This is a genomic window from Flavobacterium kayseriense, assembly GCF_014305095.1.
GTDB lineage: Bacteria > Bacteroidota > Bacteroidia > Flavobacteriales > Flavobacteriaceae > Flavobacterium > Flavobacterium kayseriense.
In genome coordinates this window covers 314,675-333,124 of sequence record NZ_JACRUI010000002.1, presented here as the reverse complement: position 1 = coordinate 333,124, position 18,450 = coordinate 314,675, and the positions used below count along the sequence as shown (strand labels likewise).

Genomic DNA, 18,450 nt, shown 5'->3' with positions numbered 1-18,450 from the left:
TATTAATTGTAGTTAGGGTACAATAATTTTTTGAGTGAAAGTAGCTGTTGCTGTTTTTACTTTGGCAATGTACATGCCTGTCGCTAGTTTTTGGAGAGGAATTTTTAATTCTTGTAGAGTACTGATTTTACTATTCATAAGGTTTTGTCCGATAGTATTATATAGACTAAATTCTTCAATACTAAAATTAGTATTGTTATTTATGGTTATCGAATTTGTTTTTGATGAATAAGTAATAAAGAGTCCGGTTTTAGCAGCTTCTATTGCTTCAGTAATAGCTTTTTTACCATCATTAAATCGGAGATAAAATCGATCACTAGTTTTTACTTTATTTAAAAAGACTTCGTACGGTGCATTTGTTATGTCATTATAAGTATCGTTTAGTTTGTCGTAAATGAAAAAATGCTGCTGTGAATCAAAATTTTCAGTACCATCTATGTTAAAAGTTACTTTGCCATCAGCATCTGTTTTTACACCTAATGGGTACGAAATATTGTTATCAAAAAATCCTTCACCTTGAATTACAAGTTGGTTTTCGCCATTGAGAAAATACATGTCATTTGGGAAATCGTCAATACTTAAGGCATCGTAACCAAGGTCAATAGCTGAGGTAGCTTTTTCATCCATAAATCCTAATAGAACTTGTCTATGAAAATCGTCATGTGAATTAAAACCAAGACGAACCTTTTTGTATTTAATCACAATCTTTTCATCAGCAGAATTATTTTCAGTTTTTTGTTTTAGTGTAGCAGTAGTTTTAAAAGTCGGATTAGACATGGTTGTATTATCTTCTTTAAAAAAAGCTCTTTGATTGTTTTTAAACATAATTGTGCCTCCAGAGTCCTTTTTTCCAATAACAAAAAATCCTTGTCCCACCGGAATGAAACGATTTGGTATTCCTCTAGATGGAGTGCCGGATTTTGAGATAAAGTCTACTGCTGACGAAGAAGGCGCTATACCTCCAGTAAGATTTCGTACTGCATAACCGCCCTGATATGCGCGTAAAATATGAGTATTATTCGTTGCATAATGTTCCCAAAAGTACAATGTACCATCTATAGAGGGACTTGTAAACGATTGAATCGAATTGATATTCTCGTTTATAAAAGCATCTGCATCTAAGGCTGAAGGATATGGATTTCCTACTAAAAGTAATTGGTCACCGCCTACAGTGTTAGAAGATATAGTTCCATTATTTGGTTTTCCAACAAATGTATAGTTTTGATTCCCTAAAGGACTTCCACTGCCTTTCATAGTATAACCCAGTCCCACTTTTAGTGGCGCTGTTTCAGAAATCTGTGTCCAATTTGAATAGTTATTACTTAAGTTATCGAATTTATAAAGCCAATATTTAGCTATGCTTACCGGTATTGTTGAAGTTGAAGGAGATCCGTCGTATCCTGTTATCCAATTTATATTTTTTGGCGTACTTGTACCGCCGTCTTTCATCACGGCTCCAATGGTGTAATCACTATTGTTTTGTGAAGTGTTTTTTGGTCCCACAGGAGAACTCCAATAATTGTAATTGTATTTGTTAGACTGTCCAAGCTGGTCTCGCTCAATGGAACCAGAACTACTTACATCTAGGTCGCTTTCATTGGTTTGTAATAGCTGAGACATGCCAGTAAGATCAATTGTACCATCTAACTTTAAATACCAGTCATTTTGGATTTTGGTGTTATTGTTCATTACAATATTTTTTCCTGAATCGACAATCATTCCTAAGTCTATATTGTCTACGGTGTCGGTAATGTCATGCTGTACTTTTATGATAGACCAGTCTTTGTCGATTACGTCCATTCCTCTAATCTCCTTCGTTGGGCTATTTACTGCTTCAGAAAAAGTACCAGTACGCTCGGTTAAAAAAGGCATTGGAGCCTGTTGCACAAATATATTTTTATGATTGTATATTTTTGTTCCAATAATATCTATCATTGGCGTAGTTAAATCATCTATGATATCATCTTTGTAATTATCCATTCGGTAGTATCGCAGTAAATTAGCAAAAGGCAAGGAAGAGGGTGCAGTAGCTATATTTTTTGGAATAATTGCACCCCTAATTTCAGAACTGCTATCCTGAATTTCTTGATAAACCATTCGTTGCAATTGTGAATCGGTTAACGCTACATTAAATACCCGTACTTCATCCATTTTGCCTTTAAAGTATTTCGATCCAATAGGTCCTATAGTAGCCGGGTCGCGGCCTATTGTTAATAATGAAGTATCATTATTTATTGAACCAGTTCTTGCTTGAGTTCGTACTAAAGTACCGTTCAAGTAAAGCTTAAGTGAACCACCTCCATATACTGCAGCAATATGATACCATCGTTGACTGGATAGTGCGGTGTTGTAAGTTACCTTTGTTCCATTAATAGAAGTAAAAAGTTTCTTAGATGCATCTATACCAATTTGGAAATTGTTCTGTCCGATGACAACACCCTCTGTTGTAAACCCCGAATTTAAATTGATCCAAGCCATCAGGGATGCATTATCTAATGTTCCTAAAATCGAAGTACTTTGTGCGTAATCATTTCTTCCGTCAAAATCTAGAAATAATTTGGTACGGATATCTCTCGGTGACCCAAACAGTGAAGTATTACTATCAAAAGTATCTAATATGCCATCTTTATCAATGTCAGCAGTACCATCAATAATTCCGTCATTGTTAGCGTCTAAAATTTTATAATTGTACAACAATTTATTATTGGCAATATCAAAAGTAGTTCCGTTAGATTTTACATCCAGGTAATCAGGTATACCGTCGCCATCGGTATCTAGTAAGTAAGTAGTGTTAGGATTGGCATTTGCAATTCCTTGCCCTATGTTTCCATATTGATTTAAGCCCGTACCATAGTCATAAATGTCTAATATTCCATCACCAAAGCCTTCCAGTATTCCGTCTCCATTAGTGTCTTTGTTTCTAAATGTTTCTGATTCAGGTCCGTCTCCAGTTCCATCGCCAGAAATATCTCCATCTCCGTTAATAAAGCCCGTAACAGCATTACTATTTCCAGCACCAGACTCATCAACATCAAACAAGCTATCATTGTCGCTATCTAAATCTAAATAATTAGGGACTCCATCACCATCTGAGTCTAAAGCAGGTAATGCGGCGATAGATTCAACGCTATCGAGAAGACCATTACCGTTTACGTCTGCCCAAGCAACAGCTATTTTGCCTTTTCCATTACTATAACTTCCTAAACCTACCTCAATTATATCCTCTATACCATCATTGTCTGCATCGAGATCAAATAAATCAGCCACTCCGTCACCATCACGGTCACATAAAGTTTGAGATATTGATATGTCATCTATCGCTAAGTCATTTCCATTTCCCCCTGTTTCATTATTTATAAAAACTACTTTAAAGTCACTGACGTTAAAAACTAAATCAGATGTAAAATTATACCAGTCTCCTGAGATGTTGCTACTATTGGTTGGTGCTATTTCGCCAGTGCTGATAGTAGAAAGTACATTATCATTTAAATCCCTAAATTCTACTTTTATATTTGGTCTTAATCTAGTTGCAATCCCAGGAGCATCAGATAAGTCTAAATTCAATACCCAAAAGCTGTATGTTATAGGTGTTTGTGGTAGCGCTCCGGTAATAGTTGCGGTGTAGAAAATTCCAGGAGAATAGTCAGCATTAAACATTGCCATCCTACCATTAACGTCACCTGTGTGATCACCGCCTTTATACCAAACTCCTGTTGGGCCTTCAGCCCATGTAGATATTATTGCACTTGGGCCTACAGTGTAGTCTCCATCATTTAAACTCAAAGTACCAGCATAAGGGTTGGGTCCCGTACCACCTGGTTCGTATAAATAGGTAGTCGTTGCAGCGTAGGTTGTATTAATAGTTGTTCGGTTTGTTCCTGCTCCAAAAGTTTCATTTAAAAATTTGTAATTAACATTGAATCCTTTTACCGCTCGGCAATTATTCTCTTCGGTAATATCGAGAATTCCATCATTGTCATCATCAATGTCTATATTGTCAAATACACCATCGTCGTCACTATCGTAGAATGTTTGAATACCTCGACCTTTGATTGTAAATGTGTAAGGATTTTCATTAGTGTCGTTATTGGCAATTGAAATGGTAGCATTTTTTGTCCCTATTACCGTGGGATCAAATGCAATCGAAAAACTAGTGCGATTCATTCCAGAGATAGTTGTTGGTAAAGTAGGGGTGCTTACTATCGTAAAATCGGTTGAGCCAGATAAAGAAATTGAATTTAAGTTCAAAGTAGCCGATCCTAGATTGTGAATGCTGAAAATTTTTGTAATAGATCCAGAGCTAATATCTAGCGAACCAAAATCGGTTCCGTCAGTTCCATCTGGAGTAGTATCACCACTTGCTATGCTGATATTACTTCCTTGTAAATCAATTTCTTGGGGTCCCCAAGTAATAACTACTTTTCCATTTGCGCCATTTCCTCCAGTCCTAGTTCCTGTTGATATTCTATAGCCACCACCACCACCACCTCCAAGAATTGCTGAATTCCCTGCATTTCCTTCAGTTACTGATCTTGCATTACCGCCATTACCACCTCCCAATGGAGCTATGGCTCCAGAACCAGTAGAAGCAGCTACACCATTCGTATAACTTCCTGCTGATGAACCACCACCACCACCAGACTTTGAAGGTATTCCATTTGAGCCGTTTCCACCGGCAAATTTAAAATCACCGATACTAGTGGTTGCACTTCCGCCAGCTGCCCCAGTAGTTATATTATTAGGAACACTGTTGCCTCCTTTGGCGAGAATTGTTGCTGTAGTACTAAACCAAGAATCACCACCTGGACTTGTACTAGTACTTCCCAAACCAACAGTGACAGTATGATTTGTTCCAGCAGTTACTACTATAGTTTTACGGGCATATGCCCCACCGCCACCGCCACCAGCTGATCCGTTTGCTAACATAGTTCCTCCTTTTCCTCCACCTCCCCATGTTTCTACTGTGACTGAAGTGACTCCAGCAGGAACGGTGAAAGTACTTGTTGTAACAAATGTTTGTTGACCCTGAGAGTAGCCACTATTTATAATAAGGATATAATAAAATACGAAAAAAAACTTTAATGTAAGAATAGTAATTTTATTCATAGTTTTCAACTGTTCTAATGTTACTGATTTTTAAATACTATTTAATGTTCTCTAATTTAATAGAATACAAGAGTTTTATTAAAAAGTATGTATGTAAAATCGGATCTGTAAAATTAAACTTTTTACGTGTTAAAAATATTTTTTATGTCAAAATAATCGATTAACGACTATTAATACAATATCTTGAACTATAAAGCCTACAAAATTTATTATTTGTTTTACAATAAGGATTGAGAATTAGAAAAAGTAGTAAAATTTTTAAGTCTATTTATTTAGTTTAAAATATGATATTACAGAGGTTTGTAAATTTTCAGGACCTAATTTCCAAAAACTTATGAAAACAATTTTTTGTACTTATCTTATTTCATCCTTAGAATTTCCCATTAGCAAACAACGCAAAAACAACCTTTAATAGAAAAATATTTTAGAGTGATTCAAAATGAATATTGAAGCAAATCAAATTGAAGAAATTGTTTTTTTTTGATGAATCCAATTCAGAAAGGAAAGCCGGAGAACTGAAGCTTTCAGTAAAATGTACGGTAATTCATTACTGTTAATTGCAATAAAAAACCCTTAAACAATTGATGTTTAAGGGTTTGTTTTTGTAGCGAGAACGAGATTTGAACTCGTGACCTCAGGGTTATGAATCCTGCGCTCTAACCGACTGAGCTACCTCGCCAAAATCATTCATTTGTTATCCTCTTGAATGCGGGTGCAAATATAAAAATTATAAATGATCTTGCAAGCATATTTAAAGAAAAAAAAATATTTTTAAAAAGGTTTTTTTTTCGTAATTATATTCTATATATTCGAAAAAAATTAATGCAACTCATGGATCAAAAAATACGCTACGAAATAGAGTTCCCAATCAATTCTTCACCGCAATTGTTATATCAATATATTTCAACGCCTTCTGGGCTTTCAGAATGGTTTGCTGATAATGTGAATTCACGTGGCGAGTTTTTTACCTTCATCTGGAATGATTCAGAGGAAAAAGCAAGATTAGCTTCAAAAAAATCTGGAGAGAAGGTGAAGTTTAAATGGGTGGACAACAATAATAAAGACACCGAATATTTTTTCGAATTACACATATTAGTTGATGAGTTGACAAAGGATGTTTCTCTAATGGTCGTAGATTTTGCTGAGAAAGATGAAGTAGAAGAAGCTACGCAGTTATGGGAAAATCAAATCTCAGATTTAAAACATCTGATAGGATCTGTCTAGTAAAATTGTATTTTATAACTTACCTTTGCCCTAAATATAATTTAGGGCTTTTTTTATGATTAATTTCAACGGGATTACAGTTACACAAGATACAAATATATTGACGCAAAATCGTGCTTTTTTATACGGAGATGCCGTATTTGAAACTGTTAAGGTTGTCGATGGGAAAATTCTTTTTCTTGAAGATCATTATTTTAGATTAATGGCCTCAATGCGTGTAGTTCGAATGGAGATTCCTATGAATTTTACAATGGAATATTTAGAAGATCAAATGTTGTCCCTTGTCAAAAATAATGGTTGCAGTGATTCTTCTAGAGTTAGGATTACTGTTTTTAGAAATGATGGAGGATATTATCTACCTGTAACAAACGAGGTGTCCTATTTAATTCACTCTAGTAAAGCTGAAAATAAATTATACAGTTTTGAAAAATCGATCTATGAAGTAGATTTGTTTAAAGACTTTTATGTTACTAAGCAACTTTTGTCGTCTATAAAAACCACAAACAGAATGTTGAACATTACAGCGAGTATTTATGCCTATGAAAATAGTTTGGACAACTGTTTGCTATTGAACGATAGTAAGAATGTAGTTGAAGCTATTCAAGGTAATATTTTTATGGTAATAGGAAAAAAGTTAATAACGCCGCCTGTAGCTGAAGGTTGTTTAAATGGTGTAATGCGAAAACAAGTTTTGACTTTAGCAAAACAAATAGGAGGACTTGAGGTTGTTGAAGAAATTATTTCTCCTTTTGATCTTCAAAAAGCAGATGAATTATTTGTTACCAATGTTATTAAAGGTATTCAGCCAATAACAAAGTACAGGAAAAAGGAATTCAAAAATGATATTGCAAGTGAATTGTTAACGAAGCTTAATGAGTCGATTAAATCTGTTTAATTCAAATAGGGATTTTCAGGTGCATTAGACCAAATTAAATATTCGCCTCCAAGTTCCATTATTTGCTCTTTCCAGAAATGTGTAGCCGATTTACCGATTATCTTATTTTTATAATTATTTGAAGTAACGATCCAAGAGTTAGAATTCATTTCAGCCTCTAATTGATTTTCACCCCAACCAGTATATCCCAAGAAAAAGCGAATATTTCCTTTTTGTATGGTACCATTGTTTATCAATTCTTTAGTTGACTCAAAATCACCGCCCCAGTATATACCGTTGGATATCTCGATACTATTAGGTATTAGATCCGGAATGTTGTGAATAAAATAAAGGTTGTCCTGTTCTACGGGACCTCCGTTGTAAATTTTAAATCTTGCACGAACCTCAGGGATTAAATCATTAATTGTGTACTTCAGTGGCTTATTTATTATGAAGCCAACTGAACCCTCCTTATCGTGATCTGCTAATAAAATTACAGATCTATTAAATGATAAATCTCCAATTATAGAAGGCTCAGAAATAAGCAGTTGTCCTTTTATTAGTGTTTCTGTAATCATGTTTGCCGTAATTTTTTTATTAAATTTAAGAAAAAAAATTAAAATAGTACCTATTTCTTCGATTAAAGGCAAAAAAAAACCTTCAATGAAGAAGGCTTTTCGCTATAATAAGATATTATAAAATGGGTGTAATTAGTTTACAGCTCCTTCTAATTCTGCTCCAGCTTTAAATTTTACAACATTTTTTGCTGCAATTTGGATTGTTTTTCCAGTTTGAGGATTTCTACCATCTCTCGCTGCTCTCGCTGATACAGACCAAGATCCAAAACCTACTAAAGATATTCTTCCACCTTTCTTCAAAGTTCCGCTAACGTTTCCTAAAAACGACTCTAAAGCCAATTTAGCAGCTGCTTTTGTGATCCCTGCGTCTGCCGCGATAGCATCGATTAATTCTGATTTGTTCATAATAATAGTTATTAATTGTTGGTTAAATAAATTGTTAATACACAAATTTAGCAGGAAAACAGTACCATGCAAGTGATTTAGGGGATTTTAGCCTCTTTTGTTGATAACTTATTTTAATTGTTCATAAATGCATGGCGTTTTGTAGTGTTTTAATGCAAAAGCCCGTGATTGTTGGACTTAATAGGCTTTAGCTTCAGCAGTAAACGTCAGACCATTTAACAGCTCTGCGATCAGCATTCTCTTTTTTCCAGGAAATTGTAAGCTTACTAATTGTATAAAACCATCCTTAACTGCTACTTTTAACTCTTTTTTGGTTGAAACTATTGTTCCTATTTCTATGTTGTGTACTTCTGGAAGTAAAATAGATTCATATATTTTAACACTCCACTCTTCATTTTTATCTGAGAAATAGCACCAAGCTGCAGGATAGGGACTTAATCCTCTAATTAAATTATGTACTGTAGTTGCTGACTGTGACCAATCGATCTTGCAATTTTCTTTATTCAATTTGTAAGCGGTCTTTATGTCTGGATTTTCAGTTTGTACTGTAAGTTCTACTTTATCTTCTTCAATAAGTGTTAAAGTTTTAATGACAGTTTCACTTCCTAGATTCATTAGGCGGTCATGTAGGTGACCTGCATTTTCATTAGTATCAATGTCTAATGCGCTATTTAGAATCATGGCACCAGTATCAATTTTATCATCTATAAAAAATGTTGTTACACCAGTAGTAGATTCTCCGTTTATAATTGCCCAGTTGATTGGCGCTGCGCCTCTATAATTTGGTAACAATGACGCATGAAGATTAAAAGTACCCAGCTTTGGCATGCTCCACACCACCTGAGGGAGCATTCTAAAAGCAACCACAACTTGAAGGTTGGCGTTTAGCGCTTTTAAAGTGTCTAAAAATGTTTCGTCTTTTAGAGTAGTAGGTTGCAATAAATTTAAATTATTAGCAAGTGCATATTCCTTTACAGCTGAGTATTTTAATTTTTGACCTCTACCAGCAGGTTTGTCTGCGGCTGTAATAACACCAACTACGTCATAATTGTTTTTTATGATGCTATCTAAAATGGCTACGGCAAATTCTGGCGTGCCCATGAAAACTATTCGTAATTTTTCCATTATTTTTTTACTGTATATTTATTATTGGTCTTGACGCTTATGCTTTCGTTTTCTAGTAATTCTTGAATAGCGAAGAGAATATCGTCTTGTTTGTGGTTAATCTTGTTTTGAATTTCTCTCGAAGTTAAATCTTCTTTTGCTAAAATATTTAGAATATCTAAGTTGATTGTAGGCTTTTTGAGTTTCTTTTTTTTCGAAGAAATGCAGTAGGAACAAATACCGCAATCTTCAGTCGCTTTTTCACCAAAATAGTCTAGAATTATTTTGCTTTTACAGTGAGTTTTGTCGCTAACATAACTTAAAACGGATTTAAGTTGTGCAGCCTTAAGCTGATTTTGGTTTTCTAAATATTTTGCTACTCTATTGATAGTTCTGTCATCTTCTCGTATTTCATTAAAAATAATTTTAGTGTCATTGTTTTTTGAGTGGTAGTCAACTATATTTTTTTCTTTAAGCTTAAGTAAAACGTCATTAACTTGGTCTTCAGTTTGATTCGATTTTTTTGCCACTAGCGAAATATTAAAAGCAGTTGGCATTTCATAAATACCAGGATAGGTTCGCATTATAACTAAGATAATTTCTGCAGCAGTAGGGTTTAAACTGGAGTATCGAATGACTTCCTTGGACGGAATTAAAAATTGTAAGTTTAATTTTTCTGAAAATTCTTGTGAAAGTGTTATGATTCCTTGACGATCTAAAAACTGTAAGGCATTATACGTTTTTAGAATAGGAAAGTTGTACTTAGAGCAAAAATTATTTGTGTTTAAATAAAACTGCTCATCGATACCTTCTCCGTAGGCAATTCGAAAGTGGTTACACAATTTAATATACATCTCCTTCAAAAACTTTGTATCGGGTAAGATATTCAAAAACTGATTTTCAGCTTGTATGCTATCTGACGGGCTATGTAAAAGTACGGCAAATGCTTTTTCCTCGTTTCTACCTGCTCTACCAGCTTCTTGGTAATAGTTTTCGATATTATCAGGAAGCTGAAGGTGAATCACCGTCTTTACGGTAGCCTTATCAATCCCCATCCCAAATGCATTTGTAGCAACAATCACCTGTTCTTGATCTTGCATCCATAATTGCATGTTCTTCTCTTTTACTTTAGTACTTAATCCACCGTGATAATAAGTTGCTTTAAAGCCAAGATTTTGTAATTGAGATGAAATTTCGATACACGATTTTCTGTTTCTTACGTATATTATAGAGGATTGCGGATTCTTTCTTAAAATTTGTTCTACGCGATGCAGTTTATCTTCCACTTCAAAAACCATGTAGGCAATGTTTTTTCTTGCAAATGATTTCTGAAACAAATGAGGTCTCTCTAGTCCTAGTTGTGAAATAACATCTTCTTTTACTCTTGAAGTTGCAGTTGCTGTAAGTGCTAAAAAAGGAATTTTAGGGAAATGAGATTTTAAATGTGAAATTTTTAAATAGGCTGGTCTAAAATCATGTCCCCATTGTGATACACAATGTGCTTCATCAATAGTTATTAAGTTAATAGGAAGGTTTTTAATCCGTTCCAAAATCCAATCAGACTGCAAACGCTCTGGTGATAAGTAGAGGAACTTGTAGTTCCCAAATTGGCAATTATCAAGTAGATCAATCATCTCTTCAGATCGAATTCCTCCAGTTAGCGCTATAGCTTTGATGTTTCGCTTTTGCAAATTCGCTACCTGGTCCTTCATCAGGGCAACCAAAGGAGAAATAACCAAGCAAATTCCATCTTTCATCATGGCTGGAACTTGAAAACAGATAGATTTTCCACCCCCAGTAGGCATTAGAGCAAAGGTATCTTGATCGCTTAAAACAGAATCTATTATCTCCTGCTGTAAGGATCTAAACGAATCATGCTTCCAATATTTTTGTAGAATTTGTAACGCCTCAGACATTCTTTTTTGAATTTGAATTACAAATTTTCAACTACATTCCATCTTGTTTATTACTAAACGGTACAGGATTTTAGTTCGAAATTTTATCTAAGATAAAAAGAATTCGGTTATCAATAGTATCTTTTGGAACTTCTATTAGTTCATACTCATATCCTTCGTACGTCTCGATAAGGTGATTTTGGATTAGCTTTGCTTGCTCGTAATTCTCATAACGAGCTTCGTCGCTAACGTAAATTTCTTCCCATGGTGGTAGTATGAAAATTTTAGAATACCGGTATTCCCTACAAATAGCATCAAATGAAGCAGGGTAGCTATCCCCAATGTAATGCATGTAAGCAAGTACATCTGGAATTCCACGATCTATAAAAACCACATTGTGAGGTTCTTTTTGAGCGTCTAAAAACTGTTTTTTTCTACCTTCAAGTAATAGTTCACTAAATAAGAGCGGTTTTTCAAGAAATAGCTGTTCGATTCCTTGTTTCTTCGCTTCTAAAGTTACTTCTCTTGAGATTTCTGGATAGCAACAAAAACCTTTTGCTACTAATCCATCTATTAGAGTACTTTTCCCTGTTCCGGGTCCACCTATAATTATAATGACTTCTTTCTGCACGTTTTAGAAATAAGGCGCAAAAGTACTCAAACTTATTGGAAATTGAAAAAATGAAACGTATTAAAAATGGTTTTAGTAAAAATTAATAATGCATAATTCATAATTATCATTTGAAACCGTATCTTTGCTTTAATTTTAATTGAAAAATGGATAAAAAAGCAGAAGAGTTTTATGATAGATTGAAAGTAGAGTTGGATAACAGCAATACCTGGCCTGCTTTATATTTGTTTAAATTTATTGTTCCTACAACAGATGAAAATATTCAAAAAGTTGAGTTGGCATTTGATTGCATGGGAGCAGTTATTAAAACTACTAAATCTAAAACAGGAAAGTTCACTAGTATATCTATTGATGTTCAAATGAAAAATTCTCAAGAAATAGTTGATAAATACCAAGAAGTTTCTACAATAGAAGGTATAGTTTCTCTTTAATATTTGAATAGTTTTACAATTGAAAAGCACTACTTAAGTGTATAAATCAATAGTTGTGTTCAAAAGCCTCAAAAAAATTCAAATATGAATTCAAAGTATACAAAAGAAATTGCTAATGATGTTGTTCATCATTTAGAATACAATGCAGAAAGGTCTCATTTAATCATACCTGAGTACGGCCGTCATTTGCAAAAGCTAATTGATCAAGCCACAGCAATAGAGGATAGCGAGCAACGCAATAAAGCAGCTAAATATATTATCCAAGTAATGGGAAATCTTAATCCTCATTTAAGAGATGTATTGGATTTTCAGCACAAATTATGGGATCAGCTTTTTATTATGTCTGATTTTAAATTAGATGTAGAGTCTCCTTATCCAATTCCTTCAAGAGAAGTTTTGCAACTTAAGCCTGATGTTTTGAATTATCCTCAAAATTTCCCAAAATATAGGTACTACGGTAATAACATCAAATATATGATTGATGTTGCTAATAAGTGGGATGATGGTGATATGAAGAGCGCTTTGGTTAAGGTTATTGCTAACCATATGAAAAAGTCTTATTTGAGCTGGAATAAAGACACAGTGAAAGATGATGTGATATTCGAGCATTTGTTTGAATTATCAGATGGGAAATTAGACATGCGTCAAAGTACAGAGGAGCTTATTAACACTACAGATTTGTTGCGTACTAATAAACGAATTTCAAACAAAATTACTCCTCCAGGCCAACCTAAGATTCAGAGTAATAAAAACATAAAAACAGGAAAAGCAAAAACGTATTCTAAAAAACAACAGTAAATACCTATCACAGGTTTTTACATATAAAAGAGTACGATTTAATGTTGCTGGAAATAAAACTTACAATAATATTAATGTTATAATATGGGAATTTTTAAAATAGAAGGAGGCATTCGTCTAAAAGGAGAAATTACTCCACAGGGAGCAAAAAATGAAGCATTACAGATTTTATGTGCAGTACTTTTAACTCCAGAAAAAGTTATAATCAACAATATTCCTGATATTATTGATATCAATAAATTAATTACACTTTTAGGTAATCTCGGTGTGAAAATTCAGAAGAATGGTCCAGGATCATATACTTTTCAAGCTGATGACATCAATGTAGGCTATTTAGAAACAGAAGCGTTTAAGAAAGAGGGTGGGTCGTTACGTGGATCTATCATGATTGTAGGTCCCTTATTAGCGCGATTTGGTAAAGGATATATTCCAAAACCAGGTGGTGATAAAATTGGTCGTCGTAGATTGGATACTCATTTTGAAGGTTTTATCAATTTAGGAGCAAAGTTTCGTTACAATAGAGAAGATCATTTTTATGGTGTTGAAGCCAAAAATGGTTTGGTTGGAGCCACAATGCTTTTAGACGAAGCGTCGGTTACAGGAACAGCTAATATTGTGATGGCAGCCGTTTTGGCTAAAGGAATAACAACTGTTTACAATGCAGCTTGTGAACCTTACTTACAGCAGTTGTGTAAAATGTTGAACTCTATGGGTGCTAACATTACCGGTGTTGGTTCTAATTTGTTAACGATTGAAGGTGTAGAAAGTCTTGTAGGTTGTGAGCACAGAATTTTACCTGATATGATCGAAATAGGATCATGGATAGGTTTGGCTGCAATGACTAGAAGCGAAATTACAATTAAGGATGTAAGTTGGGATAATTTAGGAATAATTCCAAATACGTTTAGAAAACTAGGGATAACTTTAGAGCGAAAAGGAGATGATATTTACATCCCTTCTCATGAAAATGGCTACGAGATAAAGACTGATATTGATGGCTCTATTTTGACTATTGCTGATGCGCCTTGGCCTGGTTTTACACCTGATTTATTGAGTATCGTTTTAGTGGTTGCAACACAAGCTAAAGGAGATGTATTGATACACCAAAAAATGTTTGAAAGTCGCTTGTTTTTTGTAGACAAATTGATCGATATGGGAGCTAAAATTATGTTATGTGATCCACACAGAGCAGTAGTTATGGGACATAATTTTCAATCTCAATTAAAAGCTACAACAATGTCCTCACCGGATATTCGTGCAGGAATCTCTTTATTGATTGCAGCACTTTCAGCTAAAGGAACGAGTACGATACAAAATATAGAACAAATTGATCGCGGATATGAGAGAATTGATGAGCGTTTAAGAGCCATTGGAGCAAATATCGTTCGTGTTGAGTAAAGAAGAATCAGCTGTAAAGGCAACTTATTTTAGTATTATAGGAAACACCTGCTTGGCCATTATAAAGGGCTTAGCAGGTTTTTTTGGCAATTCGTATGCCTTAATCGCAGATGCTATTGAGTCAACGACCGATATTTTTGCATCATTATTAGTGTTGTTTGGAATTAAATACTCAAATAGACCTGCTGATGATAATCACCCCTACGGTCATGGTAGAGCAGAGCCATTGATTACTTTTTTGGTTGTAGGTTTTCTAATAACCTCGGCTACTGTAATTGCATATGAAAGTATTATCAATATTCAAAAACCACATGATTTACCAAAATCATGGACGCTTTATGTTTTGGCGACGATTATCTTATGGAAAGAATATTCCTTTCGAGTAGTCATGAAAAAAAGTATCGAAACAAATAGCTCCTCCCTAAAGGCAGATGCTTGGCACCATAGGAGTGATGCAATTACTTCTGTAGCGGCATTTGTTGGTATTGGCATTGCATTACTTATGGGAAAAGGATTCGAAGCTGCGGATGATTGGGCTGCGCTGTTTGCCTCTGGATTTATTTTTTATAATAGTTACAGAATTTTTAGACCCGCCTTAGGCGAAATAATGGACGAGCATCTGTACGATGATTTAATTGCCTCGATTCGATTCGTGGCAACACAGGTAGAAGGCATTGTTGATACCGAAAAATGTTTTATTAGAAAATCGGGTATGAAATATCATGTAGAATTACACGCAATTGTCAACGCAGCTATCACTGTTAAGCAAGGGCATGAACTATCACATCGATTAAAGGATACTTTGCATCAACAAATAGATGAATTAGGTCATATTCTAATTCATATAGAGCCAGATGATGAATAGGGAGCTAAAAAAAAGCCAGCTTATAGCGCTGACTTTATTTAGGATACTTATTTTGATATTACAAAAATGATTTTATTGCTAAGTCATAGCTTTTTAAACCAAAACCCAGAATAACTCCTTTAGCATTTCCGGAAATATAAGATTGGTGTCTAAAACTTTCTCTAGAAAAAGTGTTAGATATATGTACTTCGACTATAGGTGTGGTAATTGCTTTTACTGCATCACCAATTCCTACTGAAGTATGTGTGTAAGCACCTGCATTAAGAATTATTCCGTCATAAGTAAAACCAACTTCTTGAATTTTATCAATCAATTCTCCTTCAATATTACTTTGAAAGTAAGAAAATGCTATTGTAGGGTTTTCTATTTGTAGCGTGGTGAAGTATTCCTCAAATGTTAAACTTCCGTATATTTCAGGTTCTCTCTTGCCTAATAAATTAAGGTTAGGTCCGTTTATAATGCAAATTTTCATAATGAATGTTTTTGTAAAAATAAAAAAACCGCTCTAATATTAGAGCGGTTTTTTAAGATTGTTTTTAGTTTTTAGAACATGATTCCAGCAGATACTTGAAAAGTCGAGTTTTTAATATCGGCATTCTTAGATGCTTCTGTTAAACCAAGACCATAACGCGCCTGAATAAATAGATTCTTTGTGATGTTAAGGCCAAGACCTCCAACAGCTGCAAATTCAAAAGTCTCTGAATCCTTAAAATTTACATTGTCTCGTTCACTTAATAAAAAGGAAGCTTGTGGACCTAATTCTAAACTTAAACTGTTACTTAAATAGATTTTTGCTACCACTGGAATGGATAGATACCCTAGCTCATTTTTGAACTCATTAACTCCGTTTTTATAATTTGCTCCTTGTGTAGAATATAAAAGTTCGGGCTGAATTGCAAAACCTTTTGTTAATTTAACCTCGGCTACTAAACCTGCATGGTAACTAGTGATAGCTTCTGAATCGTAGTTTGTTGGAGTTACCGTGATATTAGTTCCGTTTTGATTGGCGTAGTTAATACCCCCCTTGATTCCTAGACGTACTGATTGAGCTTCAACATTGGCTGATAATGCAAAAAATGCAATGGCTGCTAAGATTACTTTTTTCATGATGTGATTTTTTATTTTTGTTAGTTGCAAGGTACAGACTTTACAGTAGCTTACTATTGTAGAATTTTTATTTTTTATTGTAATATTTCAACTAACACCTAAGGGCATAAAAACGAATTGAGTAGTAAAGTTATTGAATTTGTTTTAGTTGGATATTTTTTCCAAATGATTAGTGTAAACTACAAATTTAGCTGTATATTTTTTTTATTACCTCATTTTATGAGTATTGTTATCACTAAATACAGTGATTTTTTTGCATTTAATGTATTGTAATTAAGTTGTTTAGTGTGTCCTTTTTAAGTGCTTTTTTTTCACCGAATAATCTGTCAGAAAATGATGCTATATTTGCCTTAGTAAATAGAACAAACAAACAAAACAAACATGAAAAAAATTATTTTAACAGTTGCGGCTGTATTTGCTTTGGCAAATGGCTATGCTCAAAAAGAAGGTGGATTTAGAGTTGGTTTAGATTTAGGATATACAGTGCCATCAAATGGTGGTGGTGGTGTTTTATTCTCGATAGAGCCAAAATACAATATCAAAGATAATATGAATGTTGGTTTACGTATTGGTGCAGCAGCGATGGCTCGCGATATCAATACAGGTAATAACAATACGACTGCGAAGATCTCTGCTAACGGTTCTTATGTTGGTACTTATGATTACTATTTTAATAAGGGAGGGTCTTCTTTTGTTCCTTACGTTGGTGGTGGTGCTGGTTACTATAGTATTGCAAATTTAGAGTTTGATGATAATAACGGTTCATCCACGGACAATATTGACGCTTCAGGAAAATTTGGTGGTCTTTTAAGAGGTGGTTTTGAATGGGGTAAATTTAGAATGGGTTTAGAATATAATCTTGTTCCAAAATCGACTTTGCAAGATATTAATGGTAATGGTAAAGGTGAGGTTGCAAACTCATACTTAGGAGTTCACTTAGGATTTTATGTTGGTGGAGGTAAATGGAGTAAATAATAGAATCTTACTTAAATAATTCAAACCTCTTCAATATCGAAGAGGTTTTTTTATGGATATAAAATGCCTTACTTTGTAGTATGAGTTGGAAGTCCTATATAAAGAGTTATCAGTCCTATTTAAAATTAGAGAGAGGAATGTCAAAGAATACAATTGAAAATTATTCTTTTGATGTCGATCGTTTATGCCTTTATTTGAGAGAGAATGCTATTGCAGTTTCTCCAATACTTATAGATGATGTAACTGTCCAACAGTTTATTTATGAAGTATCTAATCAAGTTAATGCGCGCTCACAAGCAAGAATTATTTCTGGTTTAAAAAGTTTTTTTAATTATCTAATTTTCGAAGACTATCGCGAGGATAATCCCTTAGAATTAATCGAATCTCCTAAAACAGGGAGGAAATTACCAGATACATTAGCTATTGAAGAAATAGATGCTTTGATAGCTGCCATCGATCTAACTTCCAATGAAGGGGAGCGAAACCGTGCTATGTTAGAAACGTTGTATGGCTGTGGCTTACGTGTATCTGAATTAGTGGCTTTAAAAATTTCAGATTTATTTTTTGACGAAGGTTTTATAAAAATTACAGGAAAAGGAGATAAACAGCGTTTTGTACCTATTGGTGAGTTGGCTCAAAGGTATATTGAGCTATATAAGGATACTGTTCGCATTCACGTAAATGCGAAGAAAGAATTTGGCGACACGCTGTTTTTAAATAGGAGGGGAGCGCAATTAACGCGAGCAATGGTTTTTACTATTATTAAAAATTTAGCTATAAAGATTGATCTAAGTAAAAATATAAGTCCTCACACTTTTAGACATTCCTTTGCGACACATCTACTTGAAAATGGTGCTGATCTTCGTTCGATTCAGTTAATGTTAGGTCATGAATCGATTACTACTACTGAGATTTATTTGCACTTAGATAGAAAATTTCTAAAGGAGGTTATTCATAGTTTTCACCCTAGAAAGAAAACGAAAATGTGATTTAATTTCATAAAAAAAAAACACCTCAATATAATTGAAGTGTTTTTGTATGGATATAAATGTAAAGCAG

At 34.0% G+C, this 18,450-nt stretch carries 16 protein-coding genes and 1 tRNA gene; 8 read left to right on the top strand and 9 right to left on the bottom strand.

Annotated features, from left to right (window positions below; translation table 11 throughout):
* Window positions 1-12: 12 nt before the first annotated feature.
* Together H8R22_RS07830 and H8R22_RS07825 are read right to left on the bottom strand one after the other, a co-directional pair.
* Window positions 13-5,106: a LamG-like jellyroll fold domain-containing protein gene (locus tag H8R22_RS07830; RefSeq protein ID WP_187009902.1), complete on the bottom strand. Its 5,094-nt coding sequence runs from the start codon at window positions 5,104-5,106 to the stop codon at window positions 13-15.
* 605 nt (window positions 5,107-5,711) lie between these two features.
* Window positions 5,712-5,785, bottom strand: a tRNA-Met gene (locus H8R22_RS07825).
* Between the two features lie 152 nt (window positions 5,786-5,937).
* Here H8R22_RS07825 and H8R22_RS07820 point away from each other — a divergent pair.
* The gene (locus tag H8R22_RS07820; protein WP_187009901.1) at window positions 5,938-6,330 is read left to right on the top strand and encodes an START-like domain-containing protein; all 393 of its coding nucleotides are present in this window, start codon (window positions 5,938-5,940) and stop codon (window positions 6,328-6,330) included.
* A 55-nt stretch (window positions 6,331-6,385) separates the two neighbouring features.
* Entirely contained in the window at window positions 6,386-7,225 is an 840-nt protein-coding gene (locus H8R22_RS07815) for an aminotransferase class IV (RefSeq protein ID WP_187009900.1), read from the top strand.
* Here H8R22_RS07815 and H8R22_RS07810 read toward each other — a convergent pair.
* The 5 genes from H8R22_RS07810 to H8R22_RS07790 all read right to left on the bottom strand — a co-directional run bounded on the left by H8R22_RS07810 (window position 7,222) and on the right by H8R22_RS07790 (window position 11,817).
* On the bottom strand, window positions 7,222-7,782 hold the full coding sequence (locus H8R22_RS07810) for a YqgE/AlgH family protein (protein ID WP_187009899.1): 561 nt from the start codon (window positions 7,780-7,782) through the stop codon (window positions 7,222-7,224). The two genes, H8R22_RS07815 and H8R22_RS07810, sit on opposite strands and share 4 nt — an antisense overlap.
* Before the next feature lie 132 nt (window positions 7,783-7,914).
* The gene (locus H8R22_RS07805; protein WP_187009898.1) at window positions 7,915-8,187 is read right to left on the bottom strand and encodes an HU family DNA-binding protein; all 273 of its coding nucleotides are present in this window, start codon (window positions 8,185-8,187) and stop codon (window positions 7,915-7,917) included.
* Between the two features lie 177 nt (window positions 8,188-8,364).
* A complete protein-coding gene (fmt, locus tag H8R22_RS07800) occupies window positions 8,365-9,312 on the bottom strand; it encodes a methionyl-tRNA formyltransferase (protein WP_187009897.1) in 948 nt (315 codons plus the stop codon).
* The gene (locus tag H8R22_RS07795; protein WP_187009896.1) at window positions 9,312-11,207 is read right to left on the bottom strand and encodes a RecQ family ATP-dependent DNA helicase; all 1,896 of its coding nucleotides are present in this window, start codon (window positions 11,205-11,207) and stop codon (window positions 9,312-9,314) included. The genes fmt and H8R22_RS07795 overlap by 1 nt, the downstream gene beginning before the upstream one ends.
* A 70-nt stretch (window positions 11,208-11,277) precedes the next feature.
* Entirely contained in the window at window positions 11,278-11,817 is a 540-nt protein-coding gene (locus tag H8R22_RS07790; protein WP_187009895.1) for an AAA family ATPase, read from the bottom strand.
* 146 nt (window positions 11,818-11,963) lie between these two features.
* On the opposite strand from H8R22_RS07790, the gene H8R22_RS07785 reads away from it, so the two are divergent.
* The 4 genes from H8R22_RS07785 to H8R22_RS07770 all read left to right on the top strand — a co-directional run bounded on the left by H8R22_RS07785 (window position 11,964) and on the right by H8R22_RS07770 (window position 15,309).
* On the top strand, window positions 11,964-12,248 hold the full coding sequence (locus tag H8R22_RS07785; RefSeq protein ID WP_187009894.1) for a DUF493 family protein: 285 nt from the start codon (window positions 11,964-11,966) through the stop codon (window positions 12,246-12,248).
* A gap of 84 nt (window positions 12,249-12,332) precedes the next feature.
* Window positions 12,333-13,046 carry a DUF4290 domain-containing protein gene (locus H8R22_RS07780; protein ID WP_187009893.1) on the top strand — a complete coding sequence of 238 codons (714 nt, stop codon included), beginning with the start codon at window positions 12,333-12,335 and terminating at the stop codon, window positions 13,044-13,046.
* An 84-nt stretch (window positions 13,047-13,130) separates the two neighbouring features.
* A complete protein-coding gene (gene murA / locus H8R22_RS07775) occupies window positions 13,131-14,444 on the top strand; it encodes a UDP-N-acetylglucosamine 1-carboxyvinyltransferase (RefSeq protein WP_187009892.1) in 1,314 nt (437 codons plus the stop codon).
* Window positions 14,437-15,309, top strand: a complete 873-nt coding sequence (locus H8R22_RS07770) for a cation diffusion facilitator family transporter (RefSeq protein WP_187009891.1) — start codon at window positions 14,437-14,439, stop codon at window positions 15,307-15,309. The genes murA and H8R22_RS07770 overlap by 8 nt, the downstream gene beginning before the upstream one ends.
* Window positions 15,310-15,367: 58 nt before the next feature.
* Here the strand turns inward: H8R22_RS07770 and aroQ are convergent, their stop codons facing one another.
* Window positions 15,368-15,781 (bottom strand): type II 3-dehydroquinate dehydratase, encoded by a 414-nt coding sequence (gene aroQ / locus H8R22_RS07765; protein ID WP_187009890.1) that lies wholly within the window; start codon window positions 15,779-15,781, stop codon window positions 15,368-15,370.
* A gap of 71 nt (window positions 15,782-15,852) precedes the next feature.
* Window positions 15,853-16,416, bottom strand: coding sequence for a porin family protein (locus H8R22_RS07760; protein WP_187009889.1), 564 nt, complete (start codon window positions 16,414-16,416; stop codon window positions 15,853-15,855).
* Between the two features lie 381 nt (window positions 16,417-16,797).
* On the opposite strand from H8R22_RS07760, the gene H8R22_RS07755 reads away from it, so the two are divergent.
* Window positions 16,798-17,391: an outer membrane beta-barrel protein gene (locus H8R22_RS07755; RefSeq protein ID WP_187009888.1), complete on the top strand. Its 594-nt coding sequence runs from the start codon at window positions 16,798-16,800 to the stop codon at window positions 17,389-17,391.
* 80 nt (window positions 17,392-17,471) lie between these two features.
* Window positions 17,472-18,380: a site-specific tyrosine recombinase XerD gene (xerD, locus tag H8R22_RS07750; protein ID WP_187009887.1), complete on the top strand. Its 909-nt coding sequence runs from the start codon at window positions 17,472-17,474 to the stop codon at window positions 18,378-18,380.
* Window positions 18,381-18,450 lie beyond the last annotated feature (70 nt).